Source organism: Enterococcus sp. 125944 (genome assembly GCF_051909435.1).
In the GTDB taxonomy this organism is placed as follows: domain Bacteria; phylum Bacillota; class Bacilli; order Lactobacillales; family Enterococcaceae; genus Enterococcus_D; species Enterococcus_D gallinarum.
Genome location: NZ_JBQASY010000001.1, coordinates 259,841 through 277,700, shown reverse-complemented (window position 1 = coordinate 277,700; position 17,860 = coordinate 259,841). Strand labels below are relative to the sequence as shown.

Below are 17,860 nucleotides of genomic sequence, written 5' to 3'. Positions count from 1 at the left end.
AAACGGTGATCTGAAGATCAGCATCTGCCAATGTAAGGGTTATTTTTTGTTTTGATGACTTTTGGCACAGACTCTTTTACTATAAAGGAGACGAAGTATGAAAAAAATCAATGTAATTGGTGCTGGATTAGCAGGAAGCGAAGCTGCTTGGCAAGCTGCTGAGGCAGGAGTGGCTGTCAATTTGTATGAAATGCGTCCTAAGAAAACGACAAAAGCCCATCATACGAATAATTTTGCGGAACTTGTTTGTACAAATTCTCTTAGAGGAAACAATTTAACCAATGCAGTAGGTGTTTTGAAAGAAGAAATGCGCCGCTTGAATTCGGTTATTATCTCTTCGGCCGATCAGACAGCGGTTCCGGCTGGTGGTGCACTAGCCGTTGATCGGGACGATTTTTCTGAATTAGTTACAAAGCGGGTGAAAGAACATCCGTTGGTAACAGTGATCGAAGAAGAGATCACCGAAATCCCAGAAGGAATTACGGTAATCGCTACTGGACCATTGACTTCAGAACCGTTATCCAAGGCGATTCAAGCATTCAATGGGTCGGAAGGCTTCTATTTCTATGATGCCGCAGCGCCAATCATTGATAAATCAACTATTGATATGGATAAAGTTTACTTGAAATCACGATACGACAAAGGAGAAGCAGCATACCTGAATTGTCCGATGAACGAAGAAGAATTTTATGCCTTTCGTGAAGCCTTGGTAAATGCCGAAGTCGCTCCTTTGAAAGAGTTTGAAAAAGAGAAATTCTTTGAAGGCTGTATGCCAATTGAAGTGATGGCCTCTCGTGGTCCAAAGACGATGTTGTTTGGACCAATGAAACCTGTTGGTTTGGAAGATCCTAAGACAGGCAAACGGCCTTATGCAGTGATCCAATTGCGTCAAGATAACGCTGCTGCCTCGTTGTACAACATTGTAGGTTTCCAAACGCATCTAAAATGGGGAGAACAAAAACGGGTCTTTCGGATGATCCCTGGATTAGAGCAAGCTGAATTTGTCCGCTATGGTGTAATGCATCGGAATAGTTTCATGAACTCGCCAGAACTTCTGCAACAAACCTATCAATCTCGCAAACGTGATGACTTGTTTTTTGCTGGTCAAATGACAGGAGTAGAAGGGTATGTTGAAAGTGCGGCTAGCGGTCTAGTAGCTGGAATCAATGCAGCAAAACTTGCAAAAGGGGAAGAACCAATCATCTTTCCGCAGGAAACAACAATCGGCAGCATGGCGTATTACATTACGCATGCAGAAGGCAAACATTTCCAACCAATGAATGCCAATTTTGGCTTGCTTCCTGAACTGCCCGAACGAATCAAAGATAAAAAATCCCGTTATGAGGCATTGGCTAATCGTGCGCTTACAGCTTTAGAGGCTGCCAAAGAAACAGTTGCAAATTAATTGTCGAAAACTTTCTCACGAGAAATTGTTGAGAAAGTTTTTTTTTGAATTGTCTTGAAACTTGGTAGCGGTTATCATATGATTAACAGTAACAATAGCGAAGGTGGTGACGATCGTGATTGGGGAATGGGTCACATTGCTTCAAGAGTATCTGCAGCAGTTTCCATCTTATATTCAAATAGTGGGCTGGCTGATTGTACTATTTGTTTTGATATTTGCCGTTTTTCTGCTTTTCAGTTTGTTGCTAGGCCCGTTTATGTGGCTTTTCAATCGCTTGACAGATAAAAATCGTAGCAATGTTCTTGGTCATGAAGATTTTTTGATTGGTGAATTGACAGAAAAGATCGTCGGAAATACCCTCGGTGAAGTGATGGAGATTGGCAGTAAGACAGCGCGTTCTGTTTATCCGGCAAAGTTCTATAAAGAAGAGGATATTCGGGAAAAGCGAGAATTACCAGTCGGAACCAAAGTGATTATTGTTGATTTTGACAAAAAAGGTATTGCTTTAGTGGTAGAAAACCACAATTTTATTGAATAGGGAGTGTTGGAAAATGTTAGATACAGGGAATGCATTAGATTTTTTAAGTAATCCAATTTTATGGATCATCGTTTTAGTCGTGTTATTGATCGCATTTTTAATGATTCGTTACCGAATCGGCAAGCCAGATGAAGCGTTGATCGTAACGGGGTCATTTTTAGGTAAAGAAGGCATCAAGATTTTAAAAAATAGCGGAACATTCGTGATCCCAATTGTTCAAAAAGCACATAAATTGAGTTTACTGACGCATAAACTTGAAATTGGCACACCAGAAGTTTATACCGAACAAGGGGTACCGATCAAAGCAAGTGCGACGGTTTTAGTTAAAGTTGGTAACAGTACGGAATCGATCAAAACAGCTGCAGAACAATACTTAGGCAAATCAACCGGCGAGTTGGAAGATGAAGCACAAGAAGTACTGGAAGGCCACTTGCGGGCGATTCTAGGGACAATGACCGTTGAAGCAATTTACAAAAATCGAGATGATTTTGCGGAACAAGTGCAAGAAGTCGCATCTACCGACTTGAAAAAAATGGGATTAGAGATCGTTTCATTTACGATCAAAGATGTTAGTGACAGTAACGGCTACTTAGATGCCTTAGGACGACCGCAGATTGCTGAAGTGAAGAAGAATGCAGAAGTTGCAGAGTCAAATGCATTAAGAGAAACACGAATCAAGCAAGCCGAAAATGAACAGTTGGCACAGCACGAGGAAATTCGTCGCCAAACGGAAATCGCAGAAGCAACGAAAGATATGGCATTGAAACAAGCACAATACAAACAAGAACGGGAAGTAGCAGATGCTAAAGCAGAACAGATTGCTGTGGGCGAAAAAATGAAAGTCCAATTGATCGAACAAGAAAAGAACATCGAGATCCAAGAAAAGCAAGCTGAACTGACGGAAAAAGAATTGAATGCTACAGTCCGTAAAAAAGCAGAAGCCGATAAATATGTTGTAGAACAAAATGCCTTGGCAGATAAAGCAAGAGAAATTGCTCGTGCCCAAGCAGAGGCTGAAAAAGTGAAACTAGCTGCCCAAGCAGAAGCAGAGAGAATCGAAAAACTCGGTTCGGCAGATGCTGAAAGAATCGCTAAAGTCGGTCAAGCAGAAGCCGAAAGTCGCGAAAAAATGGCGATTGCTTTAACTAAACTGAATGAAGCAGGTATTTTGATGGAATTCATCAAAGTATTGCCTGAAATTGCCAAAGAAGTTAATGCGCCACTTAGCAACATCGATAAAGTGGTCAGCTTTGGAGGCAACGACGGACTCCACGACATGGGAGAAGCCGGTTTGGCACGGACATTTGATACTATCAAAGAAACAACTGGCCTCGATTTAGTCAATCTCATTAATCAAACCATGTCTACTAAACAAGGAAACAAAGAGTTAGTAGCAGCCATCGAAAGCCAAAAGCCAGTAGAAAATCAACCAAACACAGACAATGACACCCAACCAATCGAATAACCCAAACAACGCACTCAAACGAGTGCGTTTTTGCTGCGAATCACAACGAGTGGCTTGCGAAGCAAGGCAGAGTTGATGATGAGCAGCGGCGAGCAAAGCGAGCGTAGTAACCTTCGTATGAATCACTGCGACTGACACTCGAAAGAGCGGCAGAGCAGATGATGAGCAGCGGGGAGCAAAGCGAGGGTAGCAACCTTGAAAGAATTTTCTACGGCTGACTCTGGAAAGAGTGGAACGCAAGTTCTACTTAGTTCACAGTGAGAAGCTACTGTAGGCAAAGCATATGCCAAGTTGAATTTGGGGCAAGTCCTTCGCAAGTTTTCGTGTAAATCATAACAATCAAAAAAAGCTTCGAGAAACCTGCGGATCTTTTCTAAATTCTCCCTTAAAGAATTTTCATAATTATGTCTAAACTTTGAAATATTGGTTAAATTCTGACAATTCGTTTGTTTTTTTTAAAACTCTATGATACAGTTATTTCGAGTCATGAAATGGGGGATTAGTTTGCCGGAGAACGAACTTCAAAATGATTTTTTTCGTTATCTAATTGTTGAACGAGGCTATTCTGATAAGACCAAGTCTGCTTACCAAGAAGACATGGAGGATTTCTTTCGTTTTTTAAAAGAGTCTGGCAATGAAGACTTTCTTGCCATTGATCACCGTGACGTCAGAGTATACCTTAGTTTTTTGAATGAGCGCAATTACAGTCGCAATTCGATCAGCCGTAAAATGGCCAGTTTGCGGTCGTTCTATCACTTTTTAACGAAACACGAAGTCATTAAAGAAAATCCATTCGCTTATATTCACTTAAAGAAAAAGAACGCAAAATTACCGCGTTTTTTTTATGAAAAAGAAATGGAGGCACTTTTTGAAAGTGTAAAAGGGCACGAACCTTTGCAGCAACGAAATCGAGCTTTGTTGGAGATCCTGTATGGATCCGGACTGCGGGTCAGCGAATGCAGCAACCTAACCTTGTCAGACGTTGATTGGGAGAATGGTGTATTGTTGATCCATGGGAAAGGAAACAAGGATCGTTATGTTCCTTTTGGCAGCTATGCGCAAGAAGCGTTGCGAGACTATGTCTCAGCTGGACGCCAACAGTTGATGGAGAAACACCACAAACGGCATGAGATTGTTTTCGTCAATCATTTAGGTGACGGAATCACAGCGACGGGGATTGAGTATGTGTTGAATCAAATCATTCGCAAAAGTAGTTTGGACAGCAAGATCCACCCCCACATGTTGAGGCACACATTTGCCACTCACTTATTAAATCACGGGGCTGATATGCGGACCGTTCAAGAATTGTTAGGCCATGCCAACTTATCTACGACGCAGATCTATGCCCATGTCACAAAAGATAGCTTGCAAAAAAATTACCGCCAATTTCATCCAAGAGCTTAAAAATTGGCGACAGGAGGAAAGAATTATGAAATCACCTTTTCATTCAACAACGATTTGTGCTGTTGAAAAAGATGGCAAATTCGCAATGGCCGGAGATGGTCAAGTAACAATGGGAGAACAAGTCGTCATGAAGGGGACGGCACGCAAAGTACGCCGAATCTATAACGGTGAAGTCGTAGTTGGATTTGCTGGAAGTGTGGCAGATGCTTTCACACTGGAAGAAAAATTTGAAGGAAAACTCAATGAATACAACGGCAACTTACAACGTGCTGCTGTTGAGTTAGCACAAGAATGGCGGACACAGCAATCGATGCAGAAACTAGAAGCAATGCTGATCGTGATGAATCAGGAAGAAATGCTCTTGGTTTCTGGGACAGGAGAAGTCATTTCACCAGATGAAGGGATTTTGGCTATCGGTTCTGGCGGCAATTATGCACTCGCTGCAGCTAGAGCGATGAAACGTTACGGCGGTGATCTTTCTGCAAAAGAAATTGCTGAAGGAGCATTGAATATCGCCGCTGATATTTGTGTCTTTACCAATCACAACATTATTGTTGAAGAGTTTTAAAGAGGGATGAAGCTATGACAAATCAAAATATATCACCAAAAGAAATCGTCAAAGAATTAGATCAATACATTGTTGGCCAAACTAGTGCCAAGAAATCTGTTGCAGTAGCTTTACGTAATCGCTACCGTCGTCTCCAGTTGGATGAGAAAATGCAGCAAGATGTGACGCCGAAGAATATTTTAATGATCGGACCGACTGGTGTCGGAAAAACAGAAATTGCTCGTCGATTAGCGAAGATCGTTGATGCGCCTTTCGTTAAATTAGAAGCAACTAAGTTCACCGAAGTCGGTTATGTCGGACGTGACGTGGAATCAATGATTCGGGATCTTGTGGAAAATGCCATCCAGATCGTAAAAAAAGAGCAATACAAAAACGTTCGGCTGCAGGCAGAAAAGAAAGCCAATCGTCGACTGGTTAAAGTACTGGTACCTGGAATCAAAAAAGAGCAAAAGAAATCTGCGAATCCATATGAACAAATGATGAATATGTTCAATCCTGGGCAGCAGGCAGAAGAACCAAAAGAAGAACTGACGGACGAAATCCGCAGCAACCGTCAAGCCATTTATGAGCAATTAGAAAAAGGCTTATTGGATAATCGTGAAGTAACGATCCAGGTGGATGAACCAAAAACACAGTCACCAATGATGAACAATGGATTGGAACAAATGGGGATCGATTTGAATGAAACATTAGGTGCATTGAAACCGCAAAAGAAAATCGAACGGACAGTAATGGTAAAAGAAGCTCGAGAATTATTGATCCAAGAGGAATCTTCAAAATTAGTGAATGATGCGGATATCCATAGTGCGGCATTGCGTTTAGCCGAATCTAGCGGGATCATCTTCCTTGATGAAATCGATAAGATCACATCAAAATCGCAACAATCAGGCGAAGTTTCTCGTGAAGGTGTGCAACGGGATATTTTACCGATCGTAGAAGGATCACAAGTCAACACGAAATACGGCCCTTTACAAACTGACCATATCCTATTCATTGCTTCAGGTGCCTTTCATTTGTCAAAACCAAGTGATTTGATCCCTGAATTACAAGGACGCTTCCCGATTCGTGTAGAACTTGATGATTTAACGAAAGAAGACTTTGTCAAGATCCTGACGGAGCCAAACAATGCTTTGATCAAGCAGTATATTGCCTTGTTGGGGACAGAGAATGTGACAGTCACTTTTACGCTGGAAGCAATCCAAAAAATTGCGGAAATTGCCTTTCAAGTGAATCGCGATACAGATAACATTGGCGCCCGTCGCTTACACACAATTCTAGAAAAGTTACTTGAAGACTTATTGTTTGAAGCATCCGACATGCAAATGGGAGAAATCACTATTACAGAAGCGTACGTTGAAGACAAACTTGCTTCTATTGCCAAAGATGAAGACCTAAGCCGGTATATTTTATAAAGGGAGAGAACCAATGAAAACACTTTTAGAAAAGACACGACAAATCAATGAATTACTGCAACAAAAAAATACCTTCAATCTGGCATCTGATTTGCCTTATGATAAAATGGCGGTTATTTTAGGTGACATACTCGATAGCAATGCTTATATTATCAGTAGTGACGGTAGTGTGTTGGGATTCGTTGAGACGCATGATGTCAACAATGAACGTATCAAAAAGATGTTTGTAGAAAAACAGTTTCCTAAAAATTATACAAGTTTAGTAGATAATTTATCTTCGACAGAAGCAAATGTTCCCATCAGCAACGATATGACTGCTTTTCCTATTGAGATGCGGGAGTTATATCCGAATGGTTTAACAACAATCGTGCCCATTTATGGTGCAGGCGAACGGTTGGGCACGATCATTTTGTCTCGGATCGAAAAAACGTTCGATGACGATGATCTAGTCTTAGCAGAATACAGTGCAACTGTAGTTGGCATGCAGTTTCTTTATCAAAAATCCCGCAATATCGAAGAAGACGTTCGTAGTGCGACTGCCGTACAAATGGCGATCAATACACTGTCATACAGCGAATTGAAAGCTGTCCAAGCGATTTTTGAAGCATTAGAAGGGGATGAAGGACGTTTGACCGCTTCTAGTATTGCGGATCGAATCGGTATTACACGTTCTGTTATTGTAAATGCATTGCGCAAACTGGAATCAGCAGGTATTATTGAGTCACGTTCCTTGGGAATGAAAGGAACTTATTTAAAAGTGTTGAATAGTCGTTTCAAAGAGGAATTGAACAAACATCAATATTAGGAGATGGCGATATGACAGTTACGATCAGCGCAGGGCATTTGCAGGCAACAATTGCCGAAAAAGGAGCCGAACTGCAAAGTTTGATTGATGTGAATACCAACTTAGAGTATATTTGGCAAGCTGATCCTGCACATTGGGGAAAGCATGCACCAATCTTATTTCCGATAGTGGGTGCGTTGAAGGACAATCAATACCGCTACAAAGGTGAAACGTATCATCTGCCACGGCATGGTTTTGCTCGAGACATGATGTTTGAAGTTGTGGAGCACAAAGTAGATTATGTTCGTTTACTACTAGCTAGCAGTGAGGAGACAAAGAGCAACTATCCCTTTGATTTTCAGTTGTTTGTTAGTTACGAATTAGGTGGAGACGGTCTTGTAGTCAAGTATCAAGTCGTAAATGATAGTCAGGAAGACATGTTCTTCTCTATCGGTGGTCATCCTGCATTCAATGTACCGTTAGGAGAGGATAATGTATTTGAAGATTTTTATCTCACATTCTCACCTAAGAAATCTCGTGTAAAATTGCCGTTGGTAGGCAATTATATCGATCTGGAGCAGCGGACATTGGGACAAACGAACACTGATCTACGGTTGACTCATGAGATGTTTAAGAACGATGCCTTGATTTATGAAACGAAAGGGTTGAATTCATTTTCGATCCGCAGTGAAAAATCTCCTCACAGTGTGACATTGAGCTATAATAATATGCCTTACGTTGGCTTTTGGACGACTTATCCAGTAGAATCTCCTTTTTTATGTATTGAGCCATGGGTAGGTATTGCAGATACCTTAGAGACTAGTGGCGAACTACATGAAAAAACAGGAATCCAACGCTTGGCAGCCAACGAGCAATTTGAAACGAAATATTCGATCACAGTTAAGTAAGCCTATGTGAATAAGAAAAAAAGAAGCTGGGACGAAAGTCATGAATGACTTTTCCCAGCTTCTCCTATTCTTTTTTATTAAGACCAAAAGAGATACGGCTCTCTGTGCCGTCTTTGATCCGCTTGATATTTTCACGATGACGGATAAAAATAAAACAGGTGACACCAATTGCGATACACGTCAATAACCAATTTTGTTTTGGTAAAATCATTGGTGCGACATAAGGCAATAGGATTGTCGACAAAGTGATCAAGCAGGCTGCAATCATACTTGTCAGGCTGACCATGCTGGTTATGAACAAACAAATCACAAAAATAAGCGCTGAATAAATGAAGAAAATTGGATTGTAGCCTAAAAGCATGCCTGCGCTGGTCGCCACCGCTTTCCCGCCTTTGAACTTGGCAAAAATTGGAAACGTGTGACCTAGAATAGCACAAACACCAAACCAAAGAGGATTGATTGTTGTGACTGAAAAGATCGCCGGCAAACAAGTAGCCAAGGTACCTTTCAGAATATCCATCAATAAAACAATGACGCCAGCTGATTTGCCAAGAACACGAAAGGTATTCGTAGTTCCTGTATTCCCGCTGCCAAATTGGCGAATGTCTTTTTTGAAGAATAGCTGACCGATCCAGACACCAGAGGGAATCGAACCGAGCAAATAAGCAATAAATAGTAACAGAATCGTCTTCATGATAACCCACTTTCCTTGAAAGTCTAGAGCAATTTTAGCATGAAACCGTCGCAGCAACAATAAGAAAATACTGAAGCTATGGATAAACGAGCAATGATAGATGGATCATCCAAAAGCTAAAAGTGACTTTGCCTTGTCGAACGGTGGGAAAAAGGATAAGATAGTTTAGAAAAATGTTCGCTTGAAAAAAGCCGATTTTATGTTAAGATTTTTTTTGCGAATCATTCATGTTGGGTTTCCGCGGAAACCCACTTAATTTAGTTAAAGGAGCGGTGGCTTTGGCAAAGAAAACCACAGAGTATAATGATGCCTCGATACAAGTCCTAGAAGGCTTGGAGGCAGTGAGAAAGCGACCTGGTATGTATATCGGATCGACTGACGGCCGAGGCTTGCACCATTTGGTCTACGAAATCGTTGATAATGCGGTCGACGAAGCACTATCAGGATTCGGGAATGAAATTGATGTCACTATCCACAAAGACAATAGTATCAGTGTGCGAGACAATGGTCGTGGAATGCCGGTGGGAATGCATGCTTCAGGAATCCCAACAGTCGAAGTCATCTTTACTGTACTGCATGCTGGCGGCAAATTTGGCCAAGGGGGCTATAAGACATCAGGCGGACTCCACGGAGTGGGTGCCAGTGTCGTAAATGCGCTATCAAGCTGGCTAGAAGTTTCTATCGTACGAGATGGTATCGAATACCAAGAGAAATTCAAAGATGGTGGCAAACCTGACGGTACATTGAAAAAAATCGGAAAGACGCGGAAAGCAACTGGAACAACCGTACGTTTCAAGCCGGATGACACGATTTTTACAACAACGAAATTTTCTTATGACACGTTAGCAGAACGATTGCGAGAATCAGCTTTCTTATTAAGAGGAGTGAAAATCACCCTAACAGATGAGCGGGCTGAATTGCAGCAAGAGGTCTTTTTATTTGAAGAAGGAATCAAAGAGTTTGTTGATTATTTAAACGAAGAAAAAGATACATTGACGCCTGTTGTGTATTTTTCTGGCACAAAAGAAGCAATCGAAGTGGAAGTTGCTTTCCAATATAATGATGGGTATTCCGAAAATGTCCTATCATTTGTAAATAACGTGCGTACGAAAGACGGCGGTACCCATGAAGTGGGAATGAAGATCTCTATGACTAAAGCTTTCAATGAATATGCTCGAAAGGTCGGCCTGCTGAAAGAAAAGGACAAAAATCTGGAAGGCAGTGATTTTCGGGAAGGTTTAGCGGCAGTTCTGTCGATTCGGGTACCAGAGAATCTGCTTCAATTTGAAGGTCAAACAAAAGAAAAACTAGGAACGCCGATCGCACGAAATGCGGTAGACAATGTGATTGGTGAACAACTGGGTTATTACTTGCAAGAAAATAGCGAGATGAGCCAAATGCTTGTCCGTAAAGCCATCAAGGCTCGGGAAGCGCGGGAAGCTGCTCGGAAAGCACGAGAAGAAAGCCGCAGTGGGAAAAAACGCAAAAAGGGCGAATCGTTGTTATCTGGAAAATTGACACCAGCCCAGTCTCGTAATCCGAAAAAAAATGAGTTGTACTTAGTCGAAGGAGACTCAGCTGGTGGATCAGCCAAACAAGGCCGAGACCGTAAGTTTCAAGCAATTCTTCCGTTACGTGGAAAAGTCATCAATACCGAGAAAGCCAAAATGCAAGACATTTTGAAAAATGAAGAAATCAATACTATGATCTACACGATCGGCGCAGGTGTCGGTCCAGAATTTTCGATCGAAGACTGCAATTATGACAAAGTGATCATCATGACCGATGCAGATACAGATGGTGCTCATATCCAAGTCTTGTTGCTGACCTTCTTTTATCGCTATATGAAACCATTGATCGAAGCTGGCAAAGTTTATATTGCATTGCCGCCTTTGTACAAAGTTTCAAAAGGCCTAGGCAAAAAAGCCGTAGTTGAATATGCCTGGACAGATGACGAATTAAACGCGGTGACCAAAAAAATTGGTAAAGGCTATATGCTGCAACGGTACAAAGGGTTAGGTGAGATGAATGCAGATCAACTTTGGGAGACAACGATGGACCCAGAAACAAGAACATTGATCCGTGTTCGAATCGATGATGCGGCACAAGCGGAACGACGGGTTACTACATTGATGGGTGATAAAGTAGAACCGCGGCGGAAGTGGATCGAAAGCCATGTCCAATTCAGCTTGGAAGAAGACGGCAGTATTTTAGAGAAAAAAGAAGAGACGATCCCTGGATTGGTCGAAGAAAAATTACAAGAAGCTGAGCAAATTTCAGCAATCAGCTTGTCTGAGGATTAGGAGGGGATCTCTTGGAACATAAAAACAATATACAAGAATTAACATTAGAAGAAGTGATGGGGGACCGTTTCGGCAGATACTCTAAATATATTATCCAAGAACGGGCATTACCGGATATTCGAGATGGCCTAAAGCCCGTTCAGCGACGAATTTTGTTTGCCATGAATCAAGATGGAAATACTTATGACAAAGGATTTCGTAAGTCCGCAAAATCTGTAGGGAATATCATGGGGAATTTTCATCCCCATGGAGATTCCAGTATTTATGAAGCCATGGTCCGTATGAGTCAAGACTGGAAATTAAGACAAATCCTGATCGAAATGCACGGGAACAACGGGAGTATGGATGGTGATCCGCCAGCAGCTATGCGTTATACAGAAGCCCGTTTGTCTGAATTAAGCGGAGAATTATTGAAGGATATTGAAAAAGATACCGTTGAGTTAGTTTGGAATTTTGACGATACCGAAAAGGAACCAACTGTTTTGCCAGCAAAATATCCCAATCTGCTGGTCAACGGGTCGACAGGGATCTCTGCCGGTTATGCAACTGAAATTCCCACACACAATTTAAGTGAAGTCATTGACGGAACGATTTATTTGATTGATCACCCGAACGCCTCATTGGATAAATTGATGGAATTCATTCCAGGTCCAGATTTTCCAACTGGCGGCATCTTACAAGGAAAAGAAGAAATCAAGAAGGCATATGAAACAGGTCGCGGGAAAGTGATCTTACGTTCAAAGACTAGAATCGAAGATATCAAAGGGGGCAAACAGCAAATTGTCATCAATGAGATTCCTTACGAAGTCAATAAAGCGAATCTGGTCAAAAAAATGGATGAGATTCGTTTAAACAAAAAAATCGATGGGATTGCCGAGGTCCGGGACGAAACGGACCGTACCGGTTTGCAAATTGTGGTTGAGCTGAAAAAAGATGCCAATGCTCAAGGAATTTTGAACTATCTATTTAAAAATACGGAACTGCAAATCAACTACAATTTCAACATGGTAGCCATCGATGAAATGCGGCCGCAGCAAGTCGGGTTGAAACATATCTTAGAAAGTTATGTGAAACACCGTCGGGAAGTCATTGCTAAGCGGAGCCGCTATGAGCTGAAGAAAGCGCAGAAACGTCAGCACATCGTTGATGGGTTGATGAAGGCTCTTTCGATCCTCGATGAAGTGATCGCGACAATCCGCAGCAGTAAAGACAAAAAAGATGCAAAAAATAATCTGGTCGTTCAGCATGGGTTTACAGAAGAACAGGCAGAAGCCATTGTAACATTGCAATTGTATCGCTTGACTAATACAGATATCACGCAATTACAGGCAGAAGCCCAAGAATTAGCTGAAACGATTCGCGAATTGACGAAAATTTTGAATGAAGAAACGGAATTATTAAAAGTCATCAAAAAAGAGCTAAGAGAAATCAAGAAGAAATACCACTCTGATCGGATGACCGAGATTGAAGCAGAGATCCAAGAAATCAAAATCGAGACCCAAGTACTTGTCGCCCAAGAAGATGTTGTGGTAACTGTTACGACAGATGGCTATGTCAAACGCAGCAGCTTGCGGTCTTATGGCGCTTCTAAGCCAGAAGAGTTAGGCATGAAAGAAGGCGATGCACTGCTTTATAGCGGGCAAGCAAGCACATTGGATCATTTGTTGCTGGTGACCAATAAAGGGAACGTCATTTATCGCCCCATTCATGAGTTGCCGGATCTCAAATGGAAAGATCTAGGGGAACATATTTCGCAAACGGTAATGAATCTAGCTACCGAAGAAACCATTTTAGCTGTATTCACCTATCAAGAACTTGATCCGCAAAAGAATTTCGTGCTGATTAGCAAAAACGGTATGATTAAACAAACAAGAATGACAGAATTTGAACCTTGGCGTACGTACAAGAGTCGGCCATTGACTATGATGAAACTAAAAGATGAGGCCGATGAACTTGTCAACGTGTATTTAGCGGATCAAAATGAGCCGTTGGATGTCTTTCTAGTTAGTTATCGTGCTTTTGGCCTACGCTATCCATTAGCCGAAGTGCCTGTTGTAGGACCAAAAGCTGCTGGAGTCAAAGCGATGAATCTTAAAGAAGATGATCAGATCGTCAATGGATCATTGGTTTACTCGGAAGGAGATACGCCTGTAATCATGGTCACTCAGCGAGGGGCGGTCAAACGAATGCTGGCTCAAGAAATCAGTCAGTTAGGACGAGCGAAACGAGGACTGATGGTTCTCAGAGAGTTAAAGAAAAATCCTCATCGGATTGTTTATATGGGAAGCGGTGAAAACCAATCCCTGATTTTGACTACTCAAAAGGGGCAAATGATCGAGATCGAGACGAATCAAATCCCAATCAATGACCGGACATCGAATGGGTCCTTTGTTACCGATGAAAAATCCGGTGGCTTGATCCATGAAGTTGCTCGAGTGATTAATCCTGCGATTCAAGAAGATTCTGTACTATAAGTTAAATGTAAAACACGCATCTGTACCAATACAGACGCGTGTTTTTTTCTATATAATTAATTTTTCACATTTTCAAAAAATGGACTTTAATAAAAAATTCACATTTGAAAAACGTTGATTTAAAAGCTGTTTCGTTGCATTTTATGTTTTAATAGCTAATTTTGTTAAAAATAATTCTTGTAAATGCTTGCAATGCAAACCCTTTGTGTTATACTATTCACGTAAAGCTGTTACACTTAGTGAACAGAAAATTTAAGGAGGTCCATCAAATGGAACAATGGAATGGATTTAAAGGAAAAACTTGGAAAGAAGAAGTTAACGTACGCGACTTCATCCAAGAAAACTACACACCTTATGACGGAACAGACGAATTTTTAGCTGGCCCAACTGAAGCAACTACAAAGCTTTGGGATCAAGTTATGGACTTGAACAAGCAAGAACGTGACGCTGGCGGCGTTTTAGACATGGATACAAAAATCGTTTCAACGATTACTTCTCACGGCCCGGGCTATTTGAACAAAGAGTTAGAAACAGTTGTCGGGTTCCAAACAGACAAACCTTTCAAACGCAGCTTGCAACCGTTCGGCGGTATCCGAATGTCAGAACAATCAGCAGAATCTTATGGGTATGAAATTGATTCTGAAGTTTCTCACATCTTCCGTGACTACCGTAAAACACACAACCAAGGTGTATTTGATGCGTACACTCCTGAAATCAGAGCTGCACGCCGTTCTGGTGTTATTACTGGACTTCCTGATGCTTATGGTCGTGGTCGTATCATCGGTGACTACCGTCGCGTAGCATTGTATGGTGTGGATTACTTGATCAAAGAAAAACAACAAGACTTGTTGTATTGCGGCAATGGCACGATGTCAGACGATATCATTCGCCAACGTGAAGAATTAAGTGAACAAATTCGCGCATTAAGCGAATTGAAAGAACTTGGTACAATCTACGGGTTTGATATTTCTCAACCTGCACAAACTGCAAGAGAAGCATTCCAATGGTTATATTTAGGCTATCTAGCAGCCATCAAAGAACAAAACGGAGCAGCAATGTCTCTAGGACGTACGTCAACTTTCTTGGATATCTATGTAGAACGCGACCTTAAAAATGGCGTGATCACAGAAGAAGAAGCACAAGAAATCGTTGACCATTTCGTAATGAAACTTCGTCTAGTGAAATTTGCTCGTACACCTGAATACAATGCATTATTCTCTGGTGACCCAACATGGGTTACAGAATCAATCGCCGGGATGGGTGAAGACGGACGCCACATGGTAACTAAAAACAGCTTCCGTTTCTTGCACACACTAGCAAACTTGGGACCAGCTCCAGAACCAAACTTGACTGTTTTGTGGTCAACACGCTTGCCACACAACTTCAAAACATTCTGTGCGAAAATGTCTATCCAAACATCAGCAATCCAATATGAAAACGATGATGTAATGCGTGGACATTGGGGCGATGACTATGGAATCGCATGTTGTGTATCTGCTATGCGCATTGGTAAACAAATGCAATTCTTCGGTGCTCGTGCGAACTTGGCGAAAACGTTGTTGTATGCAATCAATGGCGGGGTCGACGAAAAATCAAAAGCGCAAGTGGGACCTAAATTCCAACCAATCACTTCAGAATATCTTGATTACAATGAAGTAATGGAAAAATACGACACAATGATGGACTGGATTTGTGATTTGTATGTCAATACATTGAACATTATCCACTACATGCATGATAAATATTCTTATGAACGAATTGAAATGGCCTTACAAGATACAGATATCTTGCGTACGATGGCTACTGGTATCGCAGGATTCTCTGTAGCAGTTGACTCATTATCTGCTATCAAATATGCGAAAGTCCGCACAATTCGTGACGAAAACGGCATCGTTGAAGATTACGAAATCGAAGGCGACTATCCTAAATATGGAAACAACGATGATCGCGTAGACGATATTGCTGTTAACCTATTGAAAACCTTCATGAAGAAAGTAAAACGCACAAAAACTTACCGTAACTCAAAACATACAACATCGATCTTAACGATCACTTCAAACGTCGTTTATGGTAAGAAAACAGGGAACACTCCTGACGGACGCCGCGCTGGTGCGCCATTTGCCCCAGGTGCGAACCCAATGCACGGCCGCGATACACACGGTGCGTTGGCTAGTCTTTCATCTGTTGCGAAATTGCCATATGACTATTCATTAGATGGTATTTCAAATACATTCTCAATCGTACCTAAAGCATTAGGACGTGACGACGAAACACAGCAAGAAAACCTAGCAACTATGTTGGATGGTTATGCAGCAAAAGGTGGTCACCACTTGAATATCAACGTATTCAACCGCGACACATTGCTTGATGCACAAGCGCATCCAGAAAAATACCCACAATTAACGATTCGTGTATCAGGTTATGCAGTTAACTTCATCAAGTTGACAAAAGAACAACAAGATGACGTTATCGCTCGTACCATGCACGAAGCAATGTAATAGCACAAAAAAAGGCGGCGGATGGAACATTCCGCCGCTATTGTTATGAATCACTGCGACTGCGAAGCAGAGCAGATGATGAATACGAGGAACGAAGAGACCGTAGTAACCGAAGTCCGAAGGGAATCACTGCGACTGCGAAGCAGAGCAGATGATGAATACGGGGAACGAAGAGACCGTAGTAATCAAAGTCCGAAGGGAATCACTGCGACTGCGAAGCAGAGCAGATGATGAATACGGGGAACGAAGAGACCGTAGTAACCGAAGTCCGAAGGGGATCACTGCGACTGTGAAGCAGAGCAGATGATGAATACGGGGAACGAAGAGACCGTAGTAGTCAAAGTCCGAAGGGAATCACTGCGACTGCGAAGCAGAGCAGATGATGAATACGGGGAACGAAGAGACCGTAGTAACCAAAATCCGAAGGGAATCACTGCGACTGCGAAGCAGAGCAGATGATGAATACGGGGAACGAAGAGACCGTAGTAACAAAGCCGAAGGAAATCACTGCGACTGCGAAGCAGAGCAGATGATGACAAGCGTAGTTTGTTCATCAAACTATTGCCTCACTGCGAGTATGGGCGAGGAATCAATGGAATAAAACGATGCAACTTTATTTTTAGTTTCTTCAAGAAAGGAAGAGCAACATGTCAGTAACAGGACATATTCATTCAACAGAAAGTTTCGGATCAGTGGACGGACCAGGTATTCGTTTTATTGTCTTTATGCAAGGATGCCGGATGCGTTGTGAGTTTTGTCATAATCCAGATACTTGGAAAATCGGTGCCGGTATCGAACGGACGACAGATGACGTACTGGAAGAAGCACTCAAATATCGAGAATTTTGGGGAGAAAAAGGTGGGCTGACTGTTAGTGGCGGAGAACCATTGCTTCAGTTGGACTTCTTGATCGATCTTTTCCGGAAAGCCAAAGCTGCAGGGGTGAACACCACCTTAGATACGTGCGGAAAACCTTTTACTCGGGAAGAACCTTTTTTTAGCAAATTTCAAGAGTTGATGACTGTCACTGATTTGCTATTATTTGATATCAAGCATATTGATAATGATGCTCATAAGAAGCTGACCACACAATCCAACGACAACATCTTAGAAATGGCAAAATATCTTTCAGAAATCAATAAGCCAGTCTGGATCCGCCACGTGCTGGTGCCATTCAGAAGTGATTATGATGAGTTTTTGATCCGTTTAGATGCGTTTATCAAGACGTTGAATAATGTAGATAAAGTAGAGATTTTACCTTATCACACAATGGGTAAATATAAATGGGATGAATTAGGGCTGAAGTATCCACTGGAAGGAATTGAGCCGCCAACACAAGATCGCGTGAAAAATGCAAAAGAGTTGCTTCATGTCGATGACTATAAAGGTTATCTTACCCGTTAACAAG

The 17,860-nt window shown here is 41.8% G+C and carries 15 protein-coding genes; 14 read left to right on the top strand and 1 reads right to left on the bottom strand.

Annotation, left to right across the window (positions count from 1 at the left end):
* The first annotated feature begins 97 nt into the window (after positions 1–97).
* From trmFO to ACTFWY_RS01265, 8 genes are all read left to right on the top strand, one after another.
* Positions 98–1,405 (top strand): FADH(2)-oxidizing methylenetetrahydrofolate--tRNA-(uracil(54)-C(5))-methyltransferase TrmFO, encoded by a 1,308-nt coding sequence (gene trmFO / locus ACTFWY_RS01300; RefSeq protein WP_439926561.1) that lies wholly within the window; start codon positions 98–100, stop codon positions 1,403–1,405.
* A 112-nt stretch (positions 1,406–1,517) separates the two neighbouring features.
* Positions 1,518–1,943, top strand: a complete 426-nt coding sequence (locus ACTFWY_RS01295; protein ID WP_029486957.1) for a hypothetical protein — start codon at positions 1,518–1,520, stop codon at positions 1,941–1,943.
* A gap of 13 nt (positions 1,944–1,956) precedes the next feature.
* Positions 1,957–3,408, top strand: a complete 1,452-nt coding sequence (locus ACTFWY_RS01290; protein WP_113849899.1) for a flotillin family protein — start codon at positions 1,957–1,959, stop codon at positions 3,406–3,408.
* A gap of 486 nt (positions 3,409–3,894) precedes the next feature.
* A complete protein-coding gene (xerC, locus tag ACTFWY_RS01285; RefSeq protein ID WP_005472287.1) occupies positions 3,895–4,812 on the top strand; it encodes a tyrosine recombinase XerC in 918 nt (305 codons plus the stop codon).
* A gap of 25 nt (positions 4,813–4,837) precedes the next feature.
* A complete protein-coding gene (hslV, locus tag ACTFWY_RS01280) occupies positions 4,838–5,380 on the top strand; it encodes an ATP-dependent protease subunit HslV (protein ID WP_003126982.1) in 543 nt (180 codons plus the stop codon).
* A gap of 14 nt (positions 5,381–5,394) precedes the next feature.
* Positions 5,395–6,792, top strand: a complete 1,398-nt coding sequence (gene hslU, locus ACTFWY_RS01275) for an ATP-dependent protease ATPase subunit HslU (protein ID WP_311810702.1) — start codon at positions 5,395–5,397, stop codon at positions 6,790–6,792.
* A gap of 13 nt (positions 6,793–6,805) precedes the next feature.
* On the top strand, positions 6,806–7,597 hold the full coding sequence (codY, locus tag ACTFWY_RS01270) for a GTP-sensing pleiotropic transcriptional regulator CodY (RefSeq protein WP_003126985.1): 792 nt from the start codon (positions 6,806–6,808) through the stop codon (positions 7,595–7,597).
* Between the two features lie 11 nt (positions 7,598–7,608).
* Positions 7,609–8,484, top strand: coding sequence for an aldose 1-epimerase family protein (locus ACTFWY_RS01265; protein WP_113849898.1), 876 nt, complete (start codon positions 7,609–7,611; stop codon positions 8,482–8,484).
* A gap of 64 nt (positions 8,485–8,548) precedes the next feature.
* Here the strand turns inward: ACTFWY_RS01265 and plsY are convergent, their stop codons facing one another.
* A complete protein-coding gene (gene plsY / locus ACTFWY_RS01260) occupies positions 8,549–9,178 on the bottom strand; it encodes a glycerol-3-phosphate 1-O-acyltransferase PlsY (protein ID WP_003126987.1) in 630 nt (209 codons plus the stop codon).
* A gap of 278 nt (positions 9,179–9,456) precedes the next feature.
* Between plsY and parE the strand changes: the two genes are divergently transcribed.
* From parE to pflA, 6 genes are all read left to right on the top strand, one after another.
* Positions 9,457–11,481 carry a DNA topoisomerase IV subunit B gene (gene parE / locus ACTFWY_RS01255; protein WP_003126988.1) on the top strand — a complete coding sequence of 675 codons (2,025 nt, stop codon included), beginning with the start codon at positions 9,457–9,459 and terminating at the stop codon, positions 11,479–11,481.
* 11 nt (positions 11,482–11,492) lie between these two features.
* Positions 11,493–13,955: a DNA topoisomerase IV subunit A gene (gene parC, locus ACTFWY_RS01250; protein WP_439926564.1), complete on the top strand. Its 2,463-nt coding sequence runs from the start codon at positions 11,493–11,495 to the stop codon at positions 13,953–13,955.
* A gap of 269 nt (positions 13,956–14,224) precedes the next feature.
* Positions 14,225–16,453, top strand: coding sequence for a formate C-acetyltransferase (gene pflB, locus ACTFWY_RS01245; protein ID WP_003126991.1), 2,229 nt, complete (start codon positions 14,225–14,227; stop codon positions 16,451–16,453).
* 21 nt (positions 16,454–16,474) lie between these two features.
* On the top strand, positions 16,475–16,684 hold the full coding sequence (locus ACTFWY_RS01240) for a hypothetical protein (protein WP_439926566.1): 210 nt from the start codon (positions 16,475–16,477) through the stop codon (positions 16,682–16,684).
* Between the two features lie 148 nt (positions 16,685–16,832).
* Positions 16,833–17,054 carry a hypothetical protein gene (locus tag ACTFWY_RS01235; RefSeq protein WP_311810699.1) on the top strand — a complete coding sequence of 74 codons (222 nt, stop codon included), beginning with the start codon at positions 16,833–16,835 and terminating at the stop codon, positions 17,052–17,054.
* A gap of 46 nt (positions 17,055–17,100) precedes the next feature.
* The gene (gene pflA, locus ACTFWY_RS01230; RefSeq protein WP_003126995.1) at positions 17,101–17,856 is read left to right on the top strand and encodes a pyruvate formate-lyase-activating protein; all 756 of its coding nucleotides are present in this window, start codon (positions 17,101–17,103) and stop codon (positions 17,854–17,856) included.
* The last annotated feature ends 4 nt before the right edge of the window (positions 17,857–17,860 follow it).